Consider the following 24,627-nt stretch of genomic DNA (forward strand, 5'->3'; position numbering starts at 1 on the left):
GTGGTGGGGCTGGACCGGTCCCGCTACGCCCTGACCCACGCCCGCGCCAAGCACCCACGCGCCGCGCTGGTGTGCGGGGACGCCCTGCACCTGTCCCGCCTCTTTCGGGCCGAGAGCTTTGACGTGGTGACGCTGTTTAACGTGCTCTACCACCAGTGGGTGCCCTCGCCGCAGGATGTGCTGGAGCAGGCGCACCAGGTGCTGCGTCCCGGCGGCCTGCTGCTGCTCACGGAACCGGCGTACTCGTGGCTGATGCGCGGGCATGATGCGGCGGGGCTTGGCGCGCGGCGGTTTTCGCCCGGCGGGGTGGAGACCATGATGCGCCACGCGGGGTTTGTTGGTGTGGAGGGGACGTGTTTCAACGCCCTTGGCCTGCCCCCGGCGCTCGTCCTTGCCGCGTGGGAGCGCCTGCGCGGCGGTGGCGGCGCGGCCGCAACCACGGCGGAAATTGCGCATCCGCCGCGCATTGTGGAGTGGGTCTTCTCCGCCGCTATGGCGGCGGAGCGGCAGGTGGTGCGGCGCGGCTGGCGGGTGCCCGTTGGCCTGACCCTGTGCTGCCATGGGGAGAAGCGGCGATGATGCGGCGCGCAGGAATTGGTTATGCGGCTATGTGTGGTGCGGGTTCCCGGCTTTTTTGCGCCTGCGCGTTGCGTGGCACTTTTGGGCGTGGGAGGCGGGCATGACTCGCGGTGCACAGCGGGCGCTCTGCGCGGCGCTTTGCGCCGTGGCCGTGGCGGTGACGCTCCTGTATGCCTACGTCCCCACCGTGGATACCCCCAATACCGGCGACGAGACCATGTCCATGACCATGGCCCGCATGGGCTACGAGCGTGGGCACCCCAGCTACGGCTACCGCGCCGACGGCGAGCCGCGCCTGTTGCCCGTGGCGGTGCTGATGCCCATAACGCAGTATCTGTACGGGCTGGTCATGCAGCATACCCAGCCGCTTGAGCGCATCCCCCGCGCCCGCATCATGTCCCGTGGCCTGAACGCGGCGTCCCTTGCCCTGTGCCTGTGCGCCTTGGTGGTGGCTATGCCGCGCCGGGTGCGGCCCATGGACTGGGGCGTCCTCGCCGTGGGGGCGCTGACGTGCCTGTATATGTTCGTGATGCTGCGCTCGTTTTGTTATGTGGGGTCGGCGGCGCGCTACGACGCGGCGGGGCTGTTTTGGATGAGCCTGTTTATTTTTTGCGCCGGGCTGAGTGTGGCTGGGGGCAGCGCGGTGCGGGTGGCTGTGGCGGGCGGCGTGGCCCTTGCCGGGCTGTATGTGAACCAGATTCCTTTCCTTTTTGGCATGGCGGGCTTTGGGTGCCTGCTGCTGTTGTGGCTGGCGCGGCACAACGTGCGCCAGTGGTGGCAGCTGCTGTTTGCCTGCGCGGCCGCGGCGGGAGTGTGCGCCGTTATCTTTTGGGCGGTGGCAAGGGGCCTGATGCATATCGACGCCACACAGGGCGCGGGACGCCTGAGTGTTGGCGCGCTGGTGGGGGACCTGTGGGAGCGGCTGCAGGATATGGTCACCAAGGGGCCGTTTGCCTACCTGCGCAGTAGCTGGCAGGGCAAGGCCGCGGATATGATGGCCACCAGTGTGGTCTGCGCCATCATGCTCCTTGGCCTGCGCATCACCCCGCGTGATGCCAAGGTGTCCACCGTCTGGCGCGCGGAAACCGTCCTCCTGTGTCTGCTGTGGCCCCTTGCCGTGGCCGCTGCGGCCCACGCCCTGCCGCATCCGCGCTTCACCTACGAGACCATGCTCCTGACCGCCGTTGTACCCCCGCTGTTTATGGCGCTTTCGCGCAGCGGCGCGCCGGGGCTGGTGCGCTTTGCGCTGGCCTGCGCGGCCCTTGCCATGCTCAGCGTGGTGCATTCCGCCAGCGACATTGGCTACCGTGGGCAGTATCTGGGGACCTATGCGCTGCGGGATGGCTTCCGCGGTATGAATACCCCCGCCCCGTGGGACGCGGAGAACATCCGCCAGAACGCGGTGCGCCGCCAGCATCTGGAGTCCCTTGAGGGGATGCTGAGCCGTGAGGACATCGGCAACGTGCTGGTGTTTGACCCCATGCTGGCGCTGTTCGACGGCGACGGGCGGCGGATGATGTATTTGTGGGACGCCGTGCCCCCGGAGCATGAGGAGGACGTGCTTGGCGTGTTCCGGTTCCGGTACGGGGTGCGGCATGTGGTGGTCAGCGAAGCCGGGAGCACATCGTGGCTGGAACCGGTGGGCCTGCCCGGATTGGAGCGGGCGCTCCTTGACGGTGTGGAGCGTGGGCGTGTGGTGCGCCTTGGCGAGCGCGCGCGTGTGGACGCGCGGCTGGTGTTTACCACGGCGGCCATAGAGCCGGAGCTTCGCGGGGTGCGCTACAGCTACAGCCATGCGCCCAGCACGCCGCTGCATGTCTTTGCCGTGCGGGTGTCGCCGCGCGGGCATGGGGGGCCGTAGTGCGCGCACCGGGCGGCTTGTGGCCGTGGGCTGTGGCGGCCATCCTTGGCGTTGGAGTCGGGGCGCGGCTGGTGCAGCTGCATGCGGATATGTTCAGCTACGACGCCTACGCCCTTATGCGCGGCGTGGACGGCCCCTTTGCGGAGTACGCCAGCGGCGGGGCGTATATTCTGTCCGCCCGCCTGTACTACTGGGTGGTGCACCGCCTGATTGGCGGGGAGCTGTGGTGCTACGTGCTTCCGGCCACGGTGGTGGCTGTGGTGACGCTGCTTGGCGTGCGTTTGGGCCTTGCCAGAGCGTGGCCGGGGCGCTTTGAACTGCACGCCGTGGTGCTGGGCGTTATGGCCTTTGCCACTCACGCCCTGCATGTGGCGCGGTTTCCCGTCATCACTTACGGCGTCAGCTTTGGGGTGGGGTGCTGGCTGTTCTTCATCTTTCTGCGCCTGTCGGAGCGCGGCCTCACCCGCGCGGAACGGGTGGGGCATGGCGCAGCGTTTTTGCTGCTTGGCGTGTTTTGCAATCTGACCATTGTTGTTCCCGTTGCGGTGGGCATGACCTGCGCGGGGCTGATGCGCCTGTGGCGCGACGCCAGAACCCGCAGCGTCCGCGGCGTCCTTGCCCTTGTGGGCGGGATGTGGCCTGTGCTGGTTTTGCCTGCGGCGGTGGGCGCGGTGCAACTGGCCTTTCCCTTTACCAACCTTGGGTACGAGAGCCGCCCGGATATGCGCGCGTATTTTTTTGCCTCCTCAGGCTTTGGGGACGGCGGCGTGCTTGGGGCGGCGCGCTTTGTGGTGCATGGCGGGCTGATTATGGTGCTCCAAGCCTTCCGCCAGAGTGTGGACGGCGTGATGACCATGCGCGGCGGCCTGTTTGTGCTCAAGATATTGGCGGGCACGTGTATGGGGGCGGCTTTTGCCGTGGCGCTGTCGCGCTGGCGGCGCGGGCGGCTGACGCCCCGGGCGGGGTTCGTGTGGCTGTACCTTGTGGTGTATGGCGTGGCTATCGCCTGTGGCGGGCTGGTGGGGGAGTTCCCCTATGGCAACCTGCGCTACGCCGACGCCATGCTGCTGCCCATGTTTTTGACCCTCGCGACAACGTTTTCCCCGGTGCAGCGCATGCAGCCGGATATGTCGCGCCATATGGCCGGGGCGCTGTGCGTGCTGGTGGCCGTGGCCGGGCTGTACCTCATCAAGCAGAATTACGAGAGTCTGACCCGCGCGCGGGAGGCGAACCGCTCCGTGGTGCGGGTGGTGCAGAAGTCGGGCTTTCGTCCGGTGCTGTACGCGGCGTTCCAAAAGCCGGTGCTTCTGCAGCGCGCGCCGGAGCTTGTGCGCACGGGCCTGCCCCTTGGCTGGGGCGCGCGCTATGGCGAGGACGAGCCGGACCCGGAGGTGGCGGCCTATATCGCCACAGACCCGGAGCAGGTGGTGCTGCTGGTTCCCTCGCGCGGGGCGGTGGGCACGACCTATGGCGCGTATGTGGAACTGCTGCAGCGCAAGGGCTACCGGCTGACCAAGTACAAGGCCGCGCCGAATATTTGGGCGGGCGTCTTTGAGGTGCGGGAAGAGGACGGCGCAGAGGACGACCTCCCCGAAGCGGCACATCCGCAAGAGGCTCCCCCAAAAGGGGGTGATGCAGAGAAGGATGATCGGGGCGGAGAGATTTCGGGCGGGGCCGCCGCGCCGCAGTGCCCTGCCACGGCTACAGCAGCAGGCGTGGACGGTAGATATTCAGCCACGTCTCAATGGCGAGGGCCTTCCACAGCGCGTCGGACAGGTCCCGATCCGGCAGGGCATGGTGGCGCAGCATTTCCTCCAGAGCAGACCGGGACAGGATTGTCTGCGGGGCAAGGGCTCCCTCCCCGAGCAGCGTCTGATTGGTCCATCCCTTCAGCGGCCCGGCAAACCATTCCCCAAGTGGGGCATTAAAGCCCCGTTTGTCCTTGCGGTGCAAAATGGCCGGCGGGACGAGGGCCTTCATGGCCCGGCGCAGGCTGGCCTTGAGCCGCGCGCCGTGGATGTGGCTGGTGGCCGCGCAGGAAAACACATACTCCACCAACGTATGGTCCAGAAACGGCACCCGCGATTCAATGGACCACGCCATGCTGGTGCGGTCCTCCACATGCAGGAGCGCGGGCAGGTAGTGCTGCACGTCGTCGCGCAGGCGCTCGCCGATGGTGGCGCGGCGCGGGGGCGCGTCGGGCTGGGGGATGCGTAGATCCTCCGCCAGCAGGCTGGGCGCGCCGGGCAGAGTGCGGCGGCGCAGGGCGCGCAGGGCCTCGCCCAAAAAGACCGGGCTGGCCAGCAGCAGGGCTAGGTCGCGCGCGAGGGGGCCAAGGCTGCGCACGCGCAGCAGATGGCGCAGGTGCGCGGTGACGTGGTGCCAGTAGCCGCCAAAGAGCTCATCCCCGCCCTGACCACCAATGGAAACGACAATGCCCTTTTCGCGCATCAGGCGGTTGAGGACGAATTGGTTGTACGCGCCGGGTCCGGCCTCCGGGTAGTCCATAAGGCGCAGCATCTCCGTGATGCCGTGCTTGAAGCCCTCGGGCGTGATGGCGGTTTGATGGTGGCGCAGGCCGAAGGCGCGCTGCATTTCGGTGATGTGGGGGCGCTCGTCATAGCGCGGCGCGTTTTCAAAGTAGCCGGAGAACGTCACGGGCGTATGCCCCGCATGAGCGGCAAGGGCCACGATGGAGCTAGAGTCGATGCCGCCGGAGAGGTGGAAGCCTACAGGAACGTCACTGCGCAGGCGCAGGCGGACCGAGGCATCCAGCAGGCGGCGGACTTCCGCTGGGTCCACGCGGGATTCTGCGGCTTCGGGCAGGGACCACCAGCGGGCAAGGTGCTGGCGCACGCGGCCGCCAGTCAGGCGCACCGTCAGGCAGTGGGCAGGCGGCAGCTTGAGAATGCCCTGAAACCACGTGCGGTCCGAGCGGGAATAGCCGTTGGTCAGCCACGCTGCAATTTCCGCCGTATCCGGCGGCACAGGCGCGCCCAGCAGCCGCAGCACGGTTTTGGCCTCGCTGGCGAAGATGAAGTCCGTGTCCGTGGCCGCGTAGAGGAAGGGCTTTATGCCCAGCCTGTCGCGCGCGCAAAATAGGGTGCGGTGCTCCTCATCCCAGATGGCAAAGGCGAACATGCCGTTCAGGCGCGTGAGGCAGGCCTCCCCCCAGTGGGCGTAGGCCGTGAGCAGGACCTCCGTATCCGTGCGGGAGTGGAAGCGGTAGCCAAGGTCGCGCAGTTCGTCGCGCAGTTCAATATAGTTGTAGATTTCGCCGTTGAAGGTGAGTGCCAGATTGGCCCGGCGCATGGGCTGACGTCCGGCGTCCGTCAGGTCAAGGACGGCAAGGCGGCGGTGCCCAAGGGCAATGGTGTCGCCAAACCATGTGCCCTCGGCGTCTGGCCCGCGGTGGGCGATGGACGCGAGGGCCTCGCGCAGGGTGGCTTCGGTTGGGCGGTGCGTTCCCAGATGTCCTGCAATGCCGCACATGGTTAAAACATCCCACAGCAGCGCATGCATGCCGGAAAGTGCCCGTGCTCCTTGAGGGCGGCGCGGAAGGCGCGCATGGCGTCTCCATTCCACAGCCGGGGCAGCGGCGTTTCAAACACATTGCCAAAGCTGACGTCAAAGCAGCGGGTGAGCACGGTCAGCCGTCCGTCGGCCAGCACCTGCGCGTATTTCCACGGCACATAGCAGGTGCGGTGCCCAAAGGGGGTAAACGGCTCGCCGTAGTAGGCGGCGATGTCCTCCTGCGTCACCACATGCGGCGTAATGAGAAACGGCGTTCCCATGGGCGCGGCAAGAATGCGCTGAAACTGCTCCGCAAGGACGGCCGGGTCCACCGCCGCAGGGTCCATGCCCGCAACGCACATGGGGCGGCTGGGCCCAATGTGGGAAAACAGCGTGTTGTGCGCCGCAGACAGCGCCTCGGTGACAAAATTCATGTGCGAGTAGATGACAAGGTTCGGGGCGATGTCCGCCAGCAGGGGCATCAGCTGTGAGATGGAGGCGGAATTCTCCGGAGTGATGGTGCAATTGACGGTGATGGAGGGCATGGCGCGCCCGAGGCGGGCCTTTTCTTCCTGCACGGCGGCAAGGCCTTCTACTGCGTTTTGGAAGGAATTGGGCACCCCGCGCATGGCGTTGTGGATGCGGGGTGGGCCGTCAAGGGAGACGCTGAGGCTGCGCAGGCCAGCGCGGACAAGGTCGCGGCCCATGCGGGGCAATAGCGCGCCGTTGGTGGTGAGGGCGGCGTGCATGTCGCGCCGGGCGGTGTGCTCCAGAGCGTCCCACAGTCCCGGCCACAGCAGAGGCTCCGTGGAGGTGATGGAAATGAGCGGGGCAAAGTCCACCGTGGAGTCCACAAGGGCGCGGAATTCATCAACGGTCATATCCCGTCCGGGACCGGCCAGCTTGTCATGAAAAGGGGTGGCGGCGTCGCCAAGGCCAACGTCGCACATGCGGCAGCGCAGATTGCACCGGGAGTTCACCGCCACGTACACCACCGCAGGCGGCGGCGCGGTGAGCAGGCCGGGCACGTGGTAGCGCATGCTGGCGGTGCGGCTTTTGAGCGCGCGCGAGGCCAGCGGCGGATCATTCCATGCCGTGCGGGCAAGGCGCAGCATCTGCTGGGTGTTCATGCGCTGTCTCCGTGGGGGTTGGCCGTGCATTCGCGGGCTTTGCGCGCGGCAAAGGCCGTCAGCCCGCCGCCCGGCCCAAGGGTGTAGCGGACATTGGACGCATAGTACGCGGCAAGGATGCGCATCCGCAGGGGGCAGGACGCGCGAAAGCGCGTCCACCGGGTTACGGTTTGCCGCAGCACCGGGCTTGGGCGCACATCGGCAAGGGCCGTGAGCAGGGCAATGTTCAGGTGGTGGTATTCCAGCGAGCACAGCGGGCCGTGCGCGCCGTAGCGGCTCCAGCAGCCGTTCCAGTCCCAGACGATGAGGGCGCTTTCCAGCGTATCCACAGCGCCGGAGAGCAGCGAGCCGTCGCCTGTTTCGGCCTTCAGGTCCGCGCAGGCAATGGCCGCAAACAAAAATCCATCCAGAACATACGTCGGGGGCGAGGTGGGGTACTCCTCATAAAACGGCCCGCCGCCCAGCCATGTGCGCAGTCCGCCGGAACCGATGTCGTGGCGGAAGGCCTCCAGCACACGGAAGGCAAGGCCGCGCCATTCTTCGCGCTCCTCAAGGCGTCCGGCCCGCAGAAGCAGGCTGGCGCCAAGGCCCTGCGCGAGGGCGCTGGCCCATGGCGCGCTCAGCTGGTGTCCGCCGTGGGTCCACGGAAAAGTATAGTGCCATGCGGAAAAGGCGCCATGGTCGTGGGCGTTGTGCCATAGCCAGTCCGCCGCGGCGCAGACGCGGGCGCGCTTTGCCGGGTCCTCGGCCGCACCGTCAAGGTTGCACAGGCCCCACCAGGCCACATAGGCCGGGTTCACCTGCCAGCCAAGGCCGGGGTAGAAGCGCTGGAGCACGCCATCCTCCACGCGGCAGCATGGACCGTCTCCCTCTGGAGTGATGCCCCAAAGGCCCGAAGCCGTGAGGGGATACCCCTCGCTCATGGGGCGGGGGGTGATGTCGTATTCAAGGCGGAACGCGGCGTTGAATCCTAAGAGCATGCGTCCTCCGCCAAAAGGCGTGAGTAAAGGTCCAAAAGCAGGCGCTCTTCCTTGTGCCAGCCTATGTCTTCATGGGCGCGCGCCGCGCCGTGGGCAAAGCGCTGGGCGCGCTCTGTGTCGGTGAAGACCGTCTGGAGTGCGGTGGCAAGGGCGGCCTCGTCGTGCGGGTCAATGCACAGGCCCGCGTCGTAGTGTTCGGCAAGGCGGCGGATTTCAGGCAGGTCCGGGTACAGGAGCGGCAGCCCGGCCGCAAAGCTCTGAAACAGCGAGTTGGGCAGGGACGCGCGGTAGTTGTCGTTTATGGGTGTGTAGAGGATGAGCGAAACATCGGCCCCGGTGATGAAGGGGACCACCTCCCACGGTGCAACCGGGGGAACAAGGTGCACGCGCCCGGTGAGGCCATGGGCGGCAATAGCGTCACGCAAGGCCTCATACCCGCGCCCTACAAAGGCGAGGTGCGCGTTGTGTGGCAGCGTGGCGAAGGCGCGAAGTAGGGCGCCTGTGGCGCGGCCTGCCTTGGCTTGCCCAATGACCACGGCGAGGGTGTCCGCGTCTGTAATGCCGCAGACCTCCCGCAGGGTCTGCGAAGGGGCAACGTCGGTGCGGCTGTCGTGGCTGTTGCGCACCACAAGGACATCCGCCCCGAAGCGGCGGGCATAGGAGGCGGCGATGGTTTCGCACACCGTGACCACGGCGGCGGCCTTGCGGATGCACAGCCGCTCCAGCCGCGCAAGGGCGGGGCCGAGGAGGCGGGAGTGGAGGACGCCGCCGCTGTGGGACTCCATGCGGGTGTAGTCGTCGTGCACGTCGTAGACGAGGGGGGCGCGGGCTTTGCGCGCACGCAGGTACACCGCCGGGAATTGATACGGGGCGTGCAGGTGGTAAAGGCGCGCACCTGCCGGCGTGGCGCGGTAGGTGGCGATGCCCAGTTGCCACAGGTAGCGGCGCAGAATGCCCATGAGTCCCCCGCCCTCGCGGCAGGGCGCGGCGGCGCGCAGCGTCAGGCCGTCTACGTCTCGCTGGGCTGGGCAGGCCTGCGTCACCACACTGGGGCACCCGAAATGCGCGGCGGCGCGCGCCTGTTTCAGCGTCCTGCTGTCGCGGTCCAGCGACAGGGGCGTGATGCTGACGATAGGGCGGGACGCATCCTGGGGTGAAGGGGGATTCTTGAGCATTCTCATATGTTAGCATGTCACGCGGAAAAGAGACAAGCGGGGCGGGATTTTGACGCAAAAGATGCTGTATTGTGCGCTGCGTGGCATGGCGTTGTGGGCATGGGCGTGCCGCACGCATGCTGTGGCAGCTCCATGGCGCATGGAATGCGTGTGTTTTGCCGGAGCGCCTTGACCTGATGCGTGTGCGCGGCTACTTTTGAGAATCTTGAAAAATTTCGGGAGGCTCACGATGTGTGGCATCGCTGGCGTAGTATGCGCAGGGGGGAATGCACGGCGGCTTGGGGCTGTCCGGGCCGTTGCCGACGCGCTGGCGCATCGTGGCCCGGATGATGAGGGGTATGCGATGCTTGCCGCGAGCGGTGAGGCCCATGCCGCATGGGGCGAGGCAACGCCCGAAGCGGTGCGCGGTGGCGGCGCGCCCTTTGCGCCGCAGGGTGCCGTGGAGGCCGTTCCGGCCTCTTTGCCGGGAGTTTTTCTTGCCCACCGTCGCCTTTCCATCATCGACCTGACGCCCTCGGGACATCAGCCCATGTGTACGCCGGACAGGCGGTTTTGGCTGGTGTACAACGGCGAAATCTACAATGCAGACGCCCTGCGCGCCGAGCTTGAATACGCAGGGGAGCGGTTTTTTGGCACGTCGGACACCGAGGTGCTGCTTCGGCTGTTGGCGCGGCGTGGCCGCGCCGCCCTGCGGGAAGTGCAGGGCATGTTTGCCTACGCCCTTGTGGACCGGGCGCGGTGGACCCTCACCCTTGGGCGGGACGCACTGGGCATCAAGCCGCTGTACTGGGCTGCTGGGGAGCCGTGGTTTGCCTTTGCGTCGGAGCCGCAGGCGCTGCTGCACCTGCCGGGGATGCGGGCGCGGGCGGATGCGCTGCAGACGGCGCGGTATCTGGCCGCGCAGGCGACGGATGGCGGAGAGCGGACGTTTTTTTCGCGGATTTATCGGGTGCCGGCCGGGCATACCCTGCGCGTGGACCTGCCGGGAGCGGGAGGCCGCGGGCTGCGCCGCCATGCCTCCCGGCGCTGGACTCCGAAAGGGTTTGGGCTGGTCAAGATGCCGTTGGAGAGCGCGGCGCGGCGTTTTGGCGAGCTGTTTCTGCGCAGCGTTGCGGCCCATATGCGGAGCGATGTGCCGGTTGGCGCGGCGCTGTCTGGGGGGCTGGATTCGTCTGGTGTTGTCATGGCCATGCGCCGTCATGCTCCGGATATGGATTTCCCCGTCTTTAGCTTTGACGCGCAGGACCCGGCGCTGAGTGAGCGGCAATGGGCCGAGGCCGCCGCGAACGCCGCAGACGTGAGGCCCTGTTTTGTTACAGCAGATGGCGACGCCCTGCGCCGGGACATAGGGCGGCTTGTGCGGCTGCATGGCGAGCCTTTTGCCTCGGCCAGCATCTATGCCCAGTATTGCGTGATGCGGCAGGCCGCACAGAGCGGCATCCGGGTGGTGCTGGACGGTCAGGGGGCAGATGAAATTTTGGCGGGATACCTGCCCTTTGCCGCGGCGCGGCTGGCAACGCTGTGCCGTACTGGCCGCTTTGCCCGCGCGGGGGGGCTCTGGTGGCGTGCGGGCAGCCTGCCCGGTGCCTCGCGCCGGGACCTTGCCCTGCGGTGCGGGAAAATTCTTGCCCCTCCGGGTTGGGAGGCCGCCGCCCGCCGCGCGTTGGGCGCAGCGCTTTTGCCGCCATGGGTGGACGCGGCGTGGCTGCGCAGACATGGCGTGACGCTATGCGCCGACGCGGCGCCGTGTGGTCCAGAGTACTTGCGCAGCCAGTGCGCGCTGGCGGCAACGCGCACCATCCTGCCGGAATTGTTGCGTTACGCCGACCGCAATTCCATGGCCTGTGGCGTGGAGAGCCGGGTGCCGTTTCTGGAGGAGAGCGTGGTCCGCTTTGCGTTGTCGTTGCCGGAGGAATTGCGCATTGGGCCGGATGGGCGCGGCAAGGCCGTGCTGCGTGAGGCCCTTGCCGGGAGCTTTGGAGCGGCCCTGCGGCCAGTCTTGGAGCGGCGGGACAAAGTTGGCTTTGTCGCCCCGGACGCCGCGTGGCTGCGCGCGGGCACGGACTGGGTGACGGAGGTGCTCCGGGGCGGCAGGCTGTCCGGGGTTGTGCACAGTGGGCGCCTTGAGGCGGCCCTTGGCGCCGCCCTTGGCGGTGGGCCGTGGCGGCCGGAATTGTGGCGGGCGCTGTCCCTTGCTCTGTGGGCGAAGGAGTTCGACGTCAGCTTTGACGCGGGAGGTGCGGCGTGATGTGGCTGATTGGTGCGGTGCTTGGCGCCGCCGGGTGGCTGGTGCTGCGTGATTGGCGTTTGCGCCCCTTTTCCGAGGATGACGGGAATTGGTTCTTCCTTGCCATGTTTCAGGAGCAGGGCGCGCGGCTGTGGGAGCGCGGCTTCCATACGGTGGGCTACTTTGGCATTGAATGGTTATCCGCCCTTGCCACACGGGCCTTCCCGCGCCGTGACCCTGCCTTTTTCTACGCCGCAAAAGCCGTGTGGATGATTGCCACCTGCCTTGCCCTGCTGTGGGCCGGAGGGCAGGTTTTTGGGCCGGGCGCCGGGGCGCTGGCCGGGGCGGCGCTGCTGATTGTGGTGGCTATGCCCGCCACGCTGTTTGCCCTGACCTATGGCGAGCATGTGTCGCTGTTGCCCCTTGCCATAGGCCTTGGGTGCGGGGTGGCCGGATTCCAGACGGGGAGTCCGCTCCTGTGCGCCGTGGCCGGTGGTATGGGGGCGTGGATGGTGCACATCAAGATAACGGGTCTTGTTTGCGCCGCGCTGCTTCCTCTGCCGCTGCTGTTTGCTCCAAGCGGCTCGGCGGGCTTTGGGTGGTTCGTCCTTGGCGCGGGGCTGGTCATGGCCGCGCCCGTCGCCATCATCCCGCTGGTGCACCGCACCTCGCCCCGGCAGTATGTGCTGAATCTGACCCTCCCCCTTGTGGAATATGCGCTGTACCTGTTGGAGCGCCTGCATCTGCCCGGCGCACGGCGGCTGTGGAATCAGGCCATCGGCTCGTGGGAATACGAGGTTGCCGAGGAAGGGGACAGCTATATCGGCATGGCCGCGGACCAGTCGCGCGGCAGGCGGCTGCCGCTCCTTTGGACCAACGTGCGCTGGAGCCTGCGCGATTGCGCGGGGATAGTGCTCTTGGCCGTGCTGTGGCTGGCAACGTGGCCCCTGCGCCTTGATTGGGGCACGGCGCTGACGGTGTATCTTTTTGGCGCGCTGCTTCTGACGTTTCTCATCCAGCAGAATTATTTTACGCCGCACCTGAATCCCTTGTGGCTGCCCGTGGCTCTGTGGGCCGGGGCGGCTGGCGCGGCGGGGCTTGCTATGGGCGGCGTGTGGGCCGCAGGTGTGGTGGCGGTGCTGGTGGCGCAGGCCGTGTGGCTGGGCATCCGCATGCGTCCCTTTGCCAGCCGCGACACGCTGGGTCTGAATCCTGACGGCTCCCTGTCGCTGTGGGGGTTTTATGGATTGGCCGAGGATATTGGCACCCAGATTGGCGACGTCGCCCGGCCCGGCGAGCGCCTGCTTGTCTGGGGCGACCATCCGGCCATGTATTTGTATGCGCAGCGGTATTATTTTGGTCGCCCGCTCTTTTTCCTGTACGGGCACGGCGGGCGGCTGCGCTATGAGCAGTGGTTGTTTGGTCTGCTGCGCGATGACCCGCCGGAACTGTTATTATTCTTTAACCGCAAGGTGCAGGATGAATGGGATGTGCAGGCCGTGAGCCGCCGGGCCTGCGCGACGTACCTGCCGGAGCGGCTGTTTCAGGTGGCGGCGTCGGAACCGGGCGCGCCTGCGCATGAGTTTGCGCTGTACCGTTTGGATGTGCGGCAGCGGCGGATGCTGCTCCTTGAGGAGGGGCGCCGTGCGGTGGCCGCCAAGGATATGGCGCTGGCGCGGGAGCGGTTTGACCGCGTGCTGGGCATGGACCCGGACTGCGCCGAGGCCGCTCTGCGCCGTGAGATGCTGGACATGCCCCGCGCGCAGCGCCACCAGTGGCGCGAAGAGCGGGCCGCGTCGGCGCAGGATGCGGGCGAAGCGGCGGCGCTTGGGGTACTGCGGGCCGAAGAAGCTATGGAGCGCGGCGACGCCCGGACGGCGGCCAAGCTGCTGGACGAGGCCTTAGCGCACTGCGGCGAGGACGTGGGCGCGCTTATTCTGCGGGGCGAGGCCGCCTTTGCCATGGGCGAGCGCGGCGCGGCCATGACGTCTTTCCGCCGCGCGCTGGCGGTGAATCCTTTTAGCGCGGATGCGCTGGTGGATATGGCGGTGGCCTTTTCCATGGAGCGCGCCGTGGATGAGGCGCGGGGGCTGCTGGATATGGCGCTGGCCTGCGCGCCGGAGCACGATGGGGCGCGGCAGAGCCTTGCGGCCCTTGGCCCAGCGGCGGATACGGCCGGAAATCTGGCATAGGTGGACAACGGGAGGCAGTGTGCGACTGGCCCATATATCGCTGAGTTTGGAATACTATCCCGGCATTGCCCGGCAACGCATGGACGAGGCCCGCGCGGCGCGGGCGCTGAGCGGTGACGAATGGGACGTGTACGTCGTGTCCCAGCACTGGGAGTATGGCCGGGACGGGGTGAACATCATCATGCCCGATGTGCCGCGCGCGCTCCTTGGGACTTTTCCCGGGCGCGGGGGGCGCATTTCGCTGTCCGGACGGGCGCTCACCCTGAATCTTGGTCCGGCGCGGGGGGCGTTCAACAGGGCAGTGGAGCGTCTTGCTCCGGAGTATGACGTGGTTGTGGCGCGGTATTATCCCGGCGAGATTGTCAGCACGCCTCTGCGCCACCGCGAGAACGTCATTTTTTTGCACCACACGCTGGCCGTGAATGAAATGGGACTGCGCGGGCGATTGCCCGCGTGCGTGGAGCGCGTCACCGGACCGCGCCGTCAGGCCGGAGCGCTGGCCATAGCGGGAGTGACGCCAGAAATCGCGCAGGCCGAGGCGCGGCGGGCGGGCAACGCCCACTGGCTGGTGCATCCCAATGCCATTGAGGTTGACCGATTTGCCCCAAGCGACGGCGGCTATGTGGAGCGCGGCGGGCCGCTTCGCCTTGTGATGGTGGCCGGGGAGTTTCAGCCGTGGCACGGGCTGGATGTGATTTTGGAGCGCATGGCCAAGGCGCCTGCCGCGCCGGCCTTTGAACTGCACATCGCCGGACAGATGGACAAGCGCCTGCGGGAGCGGGTGTTCGGGCTGTCGCGCATTGCGTGGCACGGCGTGCTGGGGCGCAACGAGGTGGACCGCCTGCTGTCCACGGCGGACATTTGCCTTGGCAGTATGGCCATGCACCGGGTGGGGCTGACCCAAGGCTCGTCCATCAAGGTACGCGACGCCTTGGCGCGCGGCATTCCTGTGGCTGCGGGCTGTGCGGACCCGGCCCTGCCGGAGGACTATCCGTGGTACCACCGTCTTGGGGCGGACTGGCAGTGGGATGATGTGCTGGAGTTTGCGAGGCTTTCGCGGGATGTCCCCCGCGCCGAGGTGTCAGCCTCGGCGCGGGAGCATATTGATTATGTGCCGGTTATGCGCCGGTTTCTGGAAACGCTTCATCCGCTTCTGCATCGCTCGAAGGCGCATCGTCCTCAGGAGTGATGGGGTCCCAGTCCTGCGTGGTGGCCTCGCGCCAGCCGGGGAAGGCTTTGGCAAGCACCGCGCTGACAAGGGGGCGCAGGGAGGGCCGGTCCTGCGCGCAGGCCGGGATGGCGTCCGGGTACATATTGTGGGTGAGCATGCGCTGTTCGTCGTCCAGGCTGTCCCACTTGTTCAGCACCAGAATGCGCGGAATGTCCGCAAGGTCCATGTCGCGCAGGATGTCTTCCACAGCGCCGATGTGGGTTTCCAGCTCGGGATGGCCTGCGTCGGCCACGTGCAGCAGCACGTCCGCGGCGTCCAGTTCCTCAAGGGTGGCGCGGAAGGCTTCCTTGAGTTCGTCGGGCAGTTCGCGGATGAATCCCACGGTGTCCGTGAGGATGATTTCCCGCTCCTCGGGGAAGCGCAGCCGGCGCGTGGTGGGATCCAAGGTGGCGAAGAGCTTGTCCTCGGCCAGCACCTCACTGCGGGTGAGGGTGTTGAGCAGGGTGGACTTGCCCGCGTTGGTGTAGCCCACGAGGGCGATGACCGGCAGCCCGGCCTTGGCGCGGCGCATGCGCGTGGCCTTGCGGCGTTTGCGCAGGCCGGTGAGTTCCTTCTTGATGCGCGTTATGCGTTCGCGCACGCGGCGGCGGTCCAGTTCCAGCTTGGTTTCACCGGGGCCGCGTCCGCCAATGCCGCCCATCAAGCGGTCCAGCGCGCCGTTTTTGCCCACAAGCCGGGGCAGGGTGTACTGCAGCTGGGCCAGCTCCACCTGCAACTTGCCGGAGCGGGTGGTGGCGTGCTGGGCAAAAATATCCAGAATCAGCTGGGTGCGGTCCAGAATCTTGCGTTCCGTCACGTCGGCAAGGTTGCGCATCTGCGCCGGGGTCAGCACTTGGTCAAAGAGGATGACGCCCGCGTTTTCCTGCAGCGCGGTGACCTCCAGCTCCGCCAGCTTGCCCTTGCCGAGGATGGTTTTGGGGTTCAGGGCGCGCACGCGCTGAATCATGGTGCCGCCAACGTCCAGCCCGGCGGTGTCCGCAAGGTCGGCCAGCTCCGTGAGGGAGATTTCCTGCGCCGGACGCGGGGCTGTGGACACGCTGACAAGGATGGCCCTGTCGCGCTTGCCCGAGGCGTCGCCGCCGGTGGTCAGCACCGCGCCGGAGCGCGCCAACTCGTCCTCAAGGGCTTCCACCTGCGCCAGATAGTCGATGTGGTTTCGGTGGTAGGGCACAGGCCCCATGCGGCGGTAACTTTTGCCCTCGTCATTGGGGGGCATAAGGGTGGCGTCGAACACATCCACGGGCCCGCCCATGTCGTCCACGGTCAGGGCGGTGATGGCATCAAGGCGCAGAAAGACCATGTCCATGAGGTCTTCCTCGGTGAGGCCTTCGCCCGCAAGGTGGGTGTGCACAAGGCGCAGGCCGCGCAGGCGCCCCGCGCCGCGGCGTGCCCCGGAAATGTCGGGGATATAGATGCCGCCGGGGTCGCCCACCAGCACCATAAACGGCTTGCCTTGCCTGTCGATGAGCAGGGCGATCTGGCGGCTGATGCCGCGTGAGAGGATGGCGAGTTCCCGCGCCTGATCTGGGGTCATGCCCCCGTCATTGGGGTAGCGGCGGGTATAGAGTCGGCTGATGGCCTTGATTTGACTGGGCTTGAGGCCTTGGGTGTTGCCCTGAACTTTTGCGGCTATGGTCTTGTCTCCCTTTCGCGGCCATGGGGCCGCGCGTGGTTTCCCCTTCTGTATACGTTGGCGCGGCGCGGCAGGCAAGGCGCGCCGCAGGGCCGCGCCAAAAAAACGCCCCGGCGCAAGCATATGCTGGCCCGGGGCGTTGTGGCGTCGTCATTATGGCGGCCCGCTAGGCGTCGCGGCCTTCAAGGTAGTCCGCAATCATGCCGTCGTAGCGGTTGGTCTGGCGGAAGGTGGCGGCGGCCATATCCTTGCGCAGGGCAAGGGGGGCCTGCATGCCGTTTTCCGACAGGGCGGCGGTGATGCGCTCGTAGTGCTGGGGGCCGGGGGCCACAAGCACGGAGTGGAAGTTTTTGGCGCTGGCGCGCAGCATGCACGGCCCGCCGATGTCAATCTGCTCAATGGCGGCCTTGAGGTCCAGGCCCTGTTTGGCGGCTTCGGCAAAGTTGTAGAGATTGACGCAGATGAGGTCGAAGGGGGCGAGGTCGAGCTCGCCAAGGGTCTTCATGTGGTCGGGGTTGTCCTTGTCGGCGAGGATGCCGGCATGGATGTGGGGGTGCAGGGTCTTGACGCGGCCGTTCATGATTTCCGGAAAGCCGGTCACGTCGCTGACGGAGTGGACGGTGAGTCCTGCGTCCAGAAGCATCCGGCGCGTCCCGCCCGTGGAGAAAAGTTCGACGCCGTTGTCGGCAAGAAAACGTGCAAATTCAACCAGTCCCGTCTTGTCGGTCACGCTCAAAATGGCGCGACGGATTGGCACAAGCTCCATGTCGAATCCTCGCTGAAAGGGTTATCTGTTGGGGAGGCTGTGCCAGAAATTGTGGCGCGAGGCAAGGCAAGACGGCTCCGCCTCCCGCTGGCTGGGGTGCCTGGCACCCCAGCCCCAGCAGCTCTGGTCGGGGCTGGGGAACCAAGCGGGGAGGGGAGATTATAGTGTCATCGGAAAATGCCGGAAGGCGGGAGTTCGGGAGGGAACCAGAACGTCACGCGCGGCGGCTTTTCCGTTATGACCCAAGCTGGTCGAGAAGTTCGCGTGCGGCCTCGTGGGTGGGGTCGCCTTCCAGAATCTTCTCAAGGTGCGTCTTGGCCTCGTCATTGCGGCCAAGGCACGACAGGCAACCCGCCATGGAGTAGCGCACGTCGTGCTTGTCGGCATCAATGGCAAGGTAGTTCTCCATGTGGGGCAGGGTTTCTTCGATGCGCTCCAGCGCATGGCCCAGCTGCACCAGCATGAAGATGGCGATGAGGTTCTCGGGGTTCTTTTCGAGGGCTTCGACAAAGTGGCCGAAGGCTTCGTCATTGCGTCCGAGCTCCATTTCCACAAGACCCATGCCGGCGAGGGACTTGTCGTCCGCAGCCACATCGGCGGCCTTGCGGTAGAGGGTCAGCGCCTTTTCAAGCTCGCCCTGCTGCACGGCGATGGTGGCCAGACCCAGATAGGGGTCGGGGTGCACGCCGTTGCAGGAGACGGCTTTGTCGTAATACTCGCGCGCCTTTTCGAGGTCGCCCATGAAGAGATAGCACTCTCCAAGTTCCTTGTTGATCTCGTAATCCAGATGGTTACTCATTGTTTTCCCCTCCACGTGGGACTCTGTAGGGTCAAAATTTTCCGGCACTAAACCATATGCAGATTTCGGGCCAGGTTGCCTGTCTTACGGTCCGGAACTTCGTGCCCGGTGCTTTTTTGTGTGCAACGCACATGCCAAAAAGCTGCGCTATCAGCCATGATTCTTTGACGCTTTTTTGGTGCGGCACTGGGCGGTGGAATGACGAATCTTTGCACTTTTCCAATCATATCAGCGTGTTAATCGTATTGGCACATCCGTTGCTTTGGTCACAGTGCCTCAAGGTGTGCGGGGAGAGCCCTGCGCCGGGGTGCCGCATGCTGTATGCGGCGAAAATGTAGGAGGAACATGCAATGAAAAGCCTTTTCGGATCGCATCTGAACCTGACCGGAAAAGTCCTGGACATGCGGCTTATGCGTCAAAATGTCGTCATGAGCAATCTGGCGAACCTGACCACTCCGAACTACAAGGCCCGCCGCCTTGAATTCGAAGAGGACTTGCAGGCTGCTCTCGACCTCGACGCCAAGGGCAAAGTGACCAAGACGAAAAAGGACCATATCCCGCACGTTTTTGATGCCAATTCCTTTGGCCCCGATTTGGTGAAGAAACTGAAGCATCGCGTCATCCATGGCGAGGACAATGTGGACCTCGACAAGGAAATGGCGGTCATGGCCAAGAACACCCTGATGTACAACGCCCTGACCACCGTGATGAAGAAGAACTTCGCGGGCCTGAACAAAGTCATCTCTGAAGGAGGGCGATAAGTCATGGCGGATTTCATGACAGCACTGGACATCGCCGCATCCGGCCTGTCCACGGAACGCACCAGCATGAACGTTATCTCCATGAACCTGGCCAACGTCAAAACCACGCGCACGCCCGAGGGCGGCCCCTACCGCAGGCGCAGCGTGGTTCGCGCGTCCACCGATGTGGACTCGCCGTTTTCCAAGGTCATGCAGGACACCATGACGCGTGAATTGCAGGGCAGCCGTGTCCTCGGCATTGCCGAAGACTCCCGGCCCCTCAAGCGCGTCTTTGAACCCGGTCATCCCGATGCCGACGAGCAGGGCTACGTGTCCTACCCGGACATCAACGTCGTTGAGGAAATGACCCACATGCTCACCGCCACCAGAGCCTACGAGGCTGGCGTCACCTCCATCCAGTCGGTGAAGGGCATGTTTAACAAGGCCCTGGAAATCGGCCGCTAGCGCTAAGGGAGCAGAACAATGGTTGATATTCGCAGCGTTGGCCTGAGCGCCTACCGCAGTGCCATGCAAACAGGCAGCATTAATGGCCTGAACGCCACCCCGAACGTGGCCAAGACGGAAAAGAGTTCCTCCAGCTTTGCCACGGCCGTGGATACCGCCGTACGCAAGCAGCGGCTGGACGAGCCCATCACCGCCGCCCGTGCGCAGGAGCTGGCCAAGCAGTTCATGGAAGTGGAAAAGCCGTTTTCCGAAACGGTGACGGAATCCCTGACCAAGGTGAACGAACTGCAGGCCGACAAAAAGGCCATGATTGAGGATTTTGCCTCCGGCCGCACCCAGAATGTGCACGAACTGATGATCTCCCTCCAGAAGGCCGGTGTCGCCATGCGGATGACCTCCGCCGTGCGCAACAAGGTCATGGAGGCCTACAAGAAACTGTCGCAGATGCACTTCTAGCGTCTGTTAGCCACACGTAATACTACGGAGCCGTTTCATGCCCTCCTTCGCCAATGACACACTTGAACGAGCCAAGTCTTTCTGGGGAAAGACGACCCTCTCACAGCGCGTGCTGGTCGCCGGTTTGGCCGGGATGGTGATCATCACCTTCTTTCTGCTCATTGTTTGGCTGAACCAGCCGGACTACCGGGTGCTCTACTCCAAGCTCTACGCCGAGGACGCATCCAATATCGTCCAGATGCTGCAAAAGCAGAACGTTGAGTACAAGCTGACCGAAAATGGCACCACCATCATGGTGCCCGCAGACCAGGTCTATGACCTGCGCCTCAAGGTGGCTGGCGAGGGCAAGGTGCACGGGCAGGGCATCGGCTTCGAAATTTTCGACGAGGTCAAGGTCGGCCAGACCGACTTTGTCCAGCGCATCAACTATCAGCGCGCCCTGCAGGGCGAACTGGCGCGAACCATCACCGAGTTCCCGCAGGTGGAGCGCGCCCGCGTTCACCTTGTGCTGCCGCACAAGACCCTCTTCATTGAGGAGCAGAGCGATCCGTCGGCGTCCGTTGTCCTGAAGCTGAAGCAGGGCGAGAAGATGAAGCCCGATGAAGTCACGGGTATCGTCAACCTTGTGTCCATGGCCGTTGAGGGCCTGTCCACGGACCGCATTACCGTGGCGGACACCAAGGGCGAAATCATCTACTCCCCCAAGGAATCCGAGGCGCTGTCCACCACGCAGCTGGAACAGAAAATGAGCGTGGAGCGCGCCCTTGAGCTGCGCATTGAGCAGATGCTGTCTCCGCTGTATGGTCCCGGCCGCGTTATCGCCAAGGTTAACGCGGACCTCGACTTCAGCCGGACCACCACCCGCAAGGAAGAGTACGACCCCGACAGCGCCGTGGTGCGAAGCGAGCAGCGCAGCGAGGAAACGCAGCAGGGCGCAGCCAACCTCAATGCCGGTGCCGATGAGCCGAACTTCCGCGGCGAAGGCCCGGGCGACGCCATCTCCAATCAGGAGGCCACCCGCGAGACCAGAACCACCAACTACGAGATCAACAAGGTCGAGCAGGAAATCGTTTCCCCCATCGGCGAGCTTGACCGTCTGAGTGTGGCGGTTATCGTGGACGGTGTGTATCAGGATGTCATGAACGCCGACGGCGAGCCCACGGGCGAGTTCAACTTCGTGCCCAGAACGCAGGAAGAACTGGACCGCATTCAGCAGCTTGTCTCCAACGCCGTTGGTCTGGACACCATCCGCGGCGACACCATCGAGGTCTCCAGCATTTCCTTTGGCGGCCCCGAGCAGGAAATCCGTCCCGACCTCGCCCAGCTGGTTCTGGAATACGTGCAGCGTCTGGGCAAGCCGTTCCTCAACGGTCTGCTGATCTTCCTCTTCCTTATCCTTGTGGTTCGCCCCGTGGTCATGGCCCTTATCCGGCCCAAGACCGAGGTGGAAGGCGTGGAAGGCATTGCCGGACTGCCCGAAGGCGAGGGCCGCATCGCCCTCGTGGAAGGCGACGACGAAGAGAGCGACCTCGAAGCCGTGCGGAAGCTGGACGACATCAGAGCGCATGCCTTACAGCTGTCTGAACAGAACATGGATGGCGCAATGGCCATCATTAAGACATGGCTCAAAGAGGAGGCCACCGCATAATGAGTCTCACAGGAGCGCAGAAAACCGCCATCCTTATGCTTGCCATGGGTGAGAAGTTCACCGCCGAGGTGTTCAAGCGCCTCGAACGCGCAGACATCGCCCAGATATCCAAAGCAATGGTGGAGATGGAAACCATCCCCAAGGAGCAGGTGGAAGAAGTCCTGCGTGAATATCATCATCAGCTCATTCTCAATGCCGAGATGCTCATGGGCGGCGCAGATACCGTCAAGAAGCTCTTGACCCGCAACCTCGATTCCGAGACGGCCAAGTACATTCTCGACGCACTGGATCTGGACTCCGGCCCCGCGCCCTTCCGCGAACTGGAGAACGTCAGCCCGCGCATTCTGTCGCAGATTCTGCGCAACGAGCACCCGCAGACGCTGGCGCTCATACTCGGCCACCTGCATCCCGATCAGGCCGCAGACCTGTTGCAGGCACTGCCCGCCGGTGTGCGTCCGGAAATCCTCATGCGTCTGGCACGGCTGGAAGCCGTGGCCGAGGAGATGCTTATGGAAGTGGACAAGGTGCTGCAAAGCCAGCTCATCGCCATGGGCGGCAAGGAAGGCAAAAAGGTTGGCGGCGTTCAGGCCGTTGCCGAAATCCTCAACGCCGTGGACCGCGCTACCGAGGAAGAGGTTCTCTCCGAAATCGAAGAGGAATCCTCCCAGATGGCCGAGGACATCAGAAACCTCATGTTCGTGTTCGAGGATATCAAGGGGCTGGACGACCGCTCCATCCGCGAACTGCTCAAGGAGGTCGCCAACGAGGACCTGACCAAGGCCCTCAAGGGTGCCACCGAGGAACTGCAGGAAAAGTTCTTCGGCAACCTCTCCGAACGTGCGGCAACAATGATCCGCGAAGACCTCGAAATTATGGGACCAGTCCGCCTCTCCGAAGTGGAGGGGGCCCAGCAGAACATCGTCAAGATTGTGCGGCGCCTCGAAACCGAGGGACGCATCATGATCGGCCGCGGAGGCGGAGATGTCTTTGTCTAAGCACAACGACAACGAAAATAAGGACGCAGGCCGCTCCGGCGGCCGCGTCATCGTTGGCGTGGGCGGCAAGGGCTTCTCCGAGGAGGAGCTCAATAAACTGCGCGGCAGTGAGCAGTCGCAGGGCTGGTCCCTGACGACCGAAGAGGAATACATGCGCCGCGTGCAGGAAAAAGCCACGGCCAAGGCGCAGGACATTCTCGCTCAGGCCATGCGCGAGGCGCAGGAGATTCGCGAAAAGGCCGCGCAGGAAGCCATGGAGGAAGCCGCCGCGAATTGTCAGGCCCAGCTTGACGCCGCCGTGCAGCAGACCTCCGAGACCCTCGCCCGCGCCCTTGAAACCGTCGACCGCGACAGCCGCAAGATTTGGCAGAATCACCGTGAGGACATTGTCTCCCTCGTGCGCATTGCCGTGGAGCGTCTGCTGGCCGTGGAACTCGACCAGCGCCGCGAAGAGGTCATGGCCTCGCTGCTTGATCAAGCCCTCGACGCCATCGACACCCACGACGGCCTCGTCTTCCGCATCCGCCCCGAGGATGAGGAAATTCTGCAGGCGCTGCTGGACCAAGCGCGCTCCGCGCATCCCACGCTGGAACGGTGGGGCATCAAGCTCGACGAGTCCCTTGAACCCGGCGGCATGGTCCTCGAAAGCGAGGAAGGCATGGTGGACAATTCCATCGGCAGCCGCTGGGCCTCCGTAGAACCCATTTTTGCCCAGCTTGGCATCGACAACGGGGAATCCGAGTGAGTTTGAATCCGCAAGGCTGCATCAGCCTGCTCAGGGATACCAACCCCTGTCAGGTGTTTGGCAAGGTCAGCAAGGTCGTCGGCCTCATCGCCGAAGGGCGCGGCATCAAAGCGCCCCTTGGGGCCGTGTGCGAGCTGCTCCCCGAGGGCCGATCCGACAAGGCCATCTATGCCGAGGTGGTGGGCTTTCGCGATGGCGCGTGTTTGTTCATGCCCTACGGCGAAATGCGGGGCATTCGCCCCGGCTCGCTTATCAAAAACACCTCAACGCCGCCGCTGTTTCCCGTTGGCAAGAATTTCCTTGGCCGCGCCATCGACGCCTTTGGTACGCCCCTCGACAACGGCGCGCCCATTGCCGCCTCCGGCTACTATCCCCTGTACGCCGAGCCGCTGAACCCCCTCGACAGGCCGCGCATTTGCGAGCCGCTGGACGTTGGCGTGCGCGCCATCAACGGCTTGCTCACCCTCGGCAAGGGCCAGCGTGTCGGCATCATGGCCGGGTCCGGCGTGGGCAAGTCCACCCTCATGGGCATGATGGCCCGCTACACCAAGGCCGATGTCAACGTCATCGCCCTCGTTGGCGAGCGTGGCCGCGAGGTGCTTGAATTTATCGAAAAGGATCTTGGCCCCGAAGGCATGGCGCGCTCTGTGCTCGTGGTCGCCACGTCCGACAACAGTCCCCTTGTGCGCATGCGCGCCGCCTACGCGGCGTCCACCATCGCCGAGTATTTCCGTGACGACGGCAAGGACGTCCTCCTTATGATGGACTCCGTCACCCGCTTCGCCATGGCCGCCCGCGAAGTCGGCCTTGCCGCCGGGGAGCCGCCCACCACGCGCGGCTACACGCCCTCCGTTTTCGCCCAGCTGCCGAGGCTTCTGGAACGCGCCGGGCGCTCGTCCAAGGGCACCATCACCGGCATCTACACCGTTCTCGTCGACGGCGACGACTTCAACGAACCCGTGGCCGACGGCGTGCGCTCCATCCTCGACGGCCACATTGTGCTCACCCGCGACCTCGCCGACCAAGGCCACTATCCGGCCATCGACGTGCTCAAGAGCATCTCCCGACTGCGCAGCGACGTCACGCCAGACGCCGTGCAGCAGGCCGGGCAGGAATTCGTGCGCCATCTCGCCACCTACAACCGCGTTGAAGACATGGTGAACATCGGCGCCTACGCCAAAGGCTCCAACCCCGAAATCGACGCCGCCCTCGACCTCATCGGCCCACAGCGGGAATATCTGCAGCAGCAGGTCGGCGCAGGTGCGACCCTCGACGACAGCTTCAGCGCCCTCACGTCCCTCGTCGGGACCTAGGCGCGCCGCTGTGGCGACAAATGGAGTGCAGAATGCGCCCTGTGGTGGTTTCACCGCGGGGCTTTTTTTGGGGGGGCGGGGCTTTTTTTGCCTCCGGCGGTCTAAGGGCCGCGGGCCCTTAGATATCCCATTTGCGCACAGACCGGGCGGCTTTGTATGGCACCGTCGTCACCCCTGAC

Annotated in this window: 19 protein-coding genes; 12 read left to right on the forward strand and 7 right to left on the reverse strand. The window is 65.1% G+C overall.

Annotation, left to right across the window (positions count from 1 at the left end; all coding sequences use genetic code 11):
* On the forward strand, positions 1-579 hold a 579-nt coding region (locus tag ACY69P_RS01945), incomplete at its 5' end, for a class I SAM-dependent methyltransferase (protein WP_462326392.1).
* Between the two features lie 100 nt (positions 580-679).
* Positions 680-2,440, forward strand: coding sequence for a hypothetical protein (locus tag ACY69P_RS01950; protein WP_462326393.1), 1,761 nt, complete (start codon positions 680-682; stop codon positions 2,438-2,440).
* Between the two features lie 1,701 nt (positions 2,441-4,141).
* Here ACY69P_RS01950 and asnB (ACY69P_RS01955) read toward each other — a convergent pair.
* Genes asnB (ACY69P_RS01955) through ACY69P_RS01970 form a run of 4 tightly spaced genes read right to left on the reverse strand, consistent with a single transcriptional unit; the run spans position 4,142 to position 9,238 of the window.
* A complete protein-coding gene (gene asnB / locus ACY69P_RS01955; RefSeq protein ID WP_462326394.1) occupies positions 4,142-5,962 on the reverse strand; it encodes an asparagine synthase (glutamine-hydrolyzing) in 1,821 nt (606 codons plus the stop codon).
* On the reverse strand, positions 5,935-7,083 hold the full coding sequence (locus ACY69P_RS01960; protein WP_462326395.1) for a radical SAM protein: 1,149 nt from the start codon (positions 7,081-7,083) through the stop codon (positions 5,935-5,937). Before ACY69P_RS01960 ends, asnB (ACY69P_RS01955) begins: the two co-directional genes overlap by 28 nt.
* Positions 7,080-8,063 carry a D-glucuronyl C5-epimerase family protein gene (locus ACY69P_RS01965; RefSeq protein WP_462326396.1) on the reverse strand — a complete coding sequence of 328 codons (984 nt, stop codon included), beginning with the start codon at positions 8,061-8,063 and terminating at the stop codon, positions 7,080-7,082. Before ACY69P_RS01965 ends, ACY69P_RS01960 begins: the two co-directional genes overlap by 4 nt.
* Positions 8,054-9,238, reverse strand: a complete 1,185-nt coding sequence (locus ACY69P_RS01970; RefSeq protein WP_462326397.1) for a glycosyltransferase — start codon at positions 9,236-9,238, stop codon at positions 8,054-8,056. Before ACY69P_RS01970 ends, ACY69P_RS01965 begins: the two co-directional genes overlap by 10 nt.
* Positions 9,239-9,467: 229 nt before the next feature.
* On the opposite strand from ACY69P_RS01970, the gene asnB (ACY69P_RS01975) reads away from it, so the two are divergent.
* Genes asnB (ACY69P_RS01975) through ACY69P_RS01985 form a run of 3 tightly spaced genes read left to right on the forward strand, consistent with a single transcriptional unit; the run spans position 9,468 to position 14,846 of the window.
* Complete coding sequence (gene asnB, locus ACY69P_RS01975; RefSeq protein WP_462326398.1) at positions 9,468-11,486, forward strand: asparagine synthase (glutamine-hydrolyzing); 2,019 nt, start codon at positions 9,468-9,470, stop codon at positions 11,484-11,486.
* A complete protein-coding gene (locus ACY69P_RS01980; RefSeq protein ID WP_462326404.1) occupies positions 11,486-13,657 on the forward strand; it encodes a tetratricopeptide repeat protein in 2,172 nt (723 codons plus the stop codon). The genes asnB (ACY69P_RS01975) and ACY69P_RS01980 overlap by 1 nt, the downstream gene beginning before the upstream one ends.
* A gap of 19 nt (positions 13,658-13,676) precedes the next feature.
* Entirely contained in the window at positions 13,677-14,846 is a 1,170-nt protein-coding gene (locus ACY69P_RS01985) for a glycosyltransferase (protein WP_462326399.1), read from the forward strand.
* Here ACY69P_RS01985 and hflX read toward each other — a convergent pair.
* The 3 genes from hflX to ACY69P_RS02000 all read right to left on the reverse strand — a co-directional run bounded on the left by hflX (position 14,776) and on the right by ACY69P_RS02000 (position 18,086).
* Positions 14,776-16,422, reverse strand: a complete 1,647-nt coding sequence (gene hflX / locus ACY69P_RS01990) for a GTPase HflX (protein WP_462326400.1) — start codon at positions 16,420-16,422, stop codon at positions 14,776-14,778. The two genes, ACY69P_RS01985 and hflX, sit on opposite strands and share 71 nt — an antisense overlap.
* A 265-nt stretch (positions 16,423-16,687) precedes the next feature.
* Entirely contained in the window at positions 16,688-17,287 is a 600-nt protein-coding gene (locus ACY69P_RS01995) for an IMP cyclohydrolase (RefSeq protein WP_459897601.1), read from the reverse strand.
* 235 nt (positions 17,288-17,522) lie between these two features.
* A complete protein-coding gene (locus tag ACY69P_RS02000) occupies positions 17,523-18,086 on the reverse strand; it encodes a tetratricopeptide repeat protein (RefSeq protein WP_404846105.1) in 564 nt (187 codons plus the stop codon).
* A 350-nt stretch (positions 18,087-18,436) separates the two neighbouring features.
* On the opposite strand from ACY69P_RS02000, the gene flgB reads away from it, so the two are divergent.
* Genes flgB through ACY69P_RS02035 form a run of 7 tightly spaced genes read left to right on the forward strand, consistent with a single transcriptional unit; the run spans position 18,437 to position 24,448 of the window.
* Complete coding sequence (gene flgB / locus ACY69P_RS02005; RefSeq protein WP_462326401.1) at positions 18,437-18,847, forward strand: flagellar basal body rod protein FlgB; 411 nt, start codon at positions 18,437-18,439, stop codon at positions 18,845-18,847.
* 3 nt (positions 18,848-18,850) lie between these two features.
* Positions 18,851-19,291 carry a flagellar basal body rod protein FlgC gene (flgC, locus tag ACY69P_RS02010; RefSeq protein ID WP_459897605.1) on the forward strand — a complete coding sequence of 147 codons (441 nt, stop codon included), beginning with the start codon at positions 18,851-18,853 and terminating at the stop codon, positions 19,289-19,291.
* Between the two features lie 18 nt (positions 19,292-19,309).
* Complete coding sequence (gene fliE / locus ACY69P_RS02015) at positions 19,310-19,747, forward strand: flagellar hook-basal body complex protein FliE (RefSeq protein ID WP_462326402.1); 438 nt, start codon at positions 19,310-19,312, stop codon at positions 19,745-19,747.
* Positions 19,748-19,784: 37 nt separating this feature from the next.
* The gene (gene fliF / locus ACY69P_RS02020) at positions 19,785-21,395 is read left to right on the forward strand and encodes a flagellar basal-body MS-ring/collar protein FliF (RefSeq protein ID WP_462326403.1); all 1,611 of its coding nucleotides are present in this window, start codon (positions 19,785-19,787) and stop codon (positions 21,393-21,395) included.
* Entirely contained in the window at positions 21,395-22,390 is a 996-nt protein-coding gene (gene fliG / locus ACY69P_RS02025) for a flagellar motor switch protein FliG (RefSeq protein ID WP_404846100.1), read from the forward strand. Before fliF ends, fliG begins: the two co-directional genes overlap by 1 nt.
* Complete coding sequence (locus ACY69P_RS02030) at positions 22,377-23,135, forward strand: FliH/SctL family protein (protein ID WP_459897611.1); 759 nt, start codon at positions 22,377-22,379, stop codon at positions 23,133-23,135. The genes fliG and ACY69P_RS02030 overlap by 14 nt, the downstream gene beginning before the upstream one ends.
* A gap of 2 nt (positions 23,136-23,137) precedes the next feature.
* On the forward strand, positions 23,138-24,448 hold the full coding sequence (locus tag ACY69P_RS02035) for a FliI/YscN family ATPase (protein ID WP_459897683.1): 1,311 nt from the start codon (positions 23,138-23,140) through the stop codon (positions 24,446-24,448).
* Positions 24,449-24,627: the final 179 nt, after the last annotated feature.

The organism is Desulfobaculum sp. (assembly GCF_054921475.1).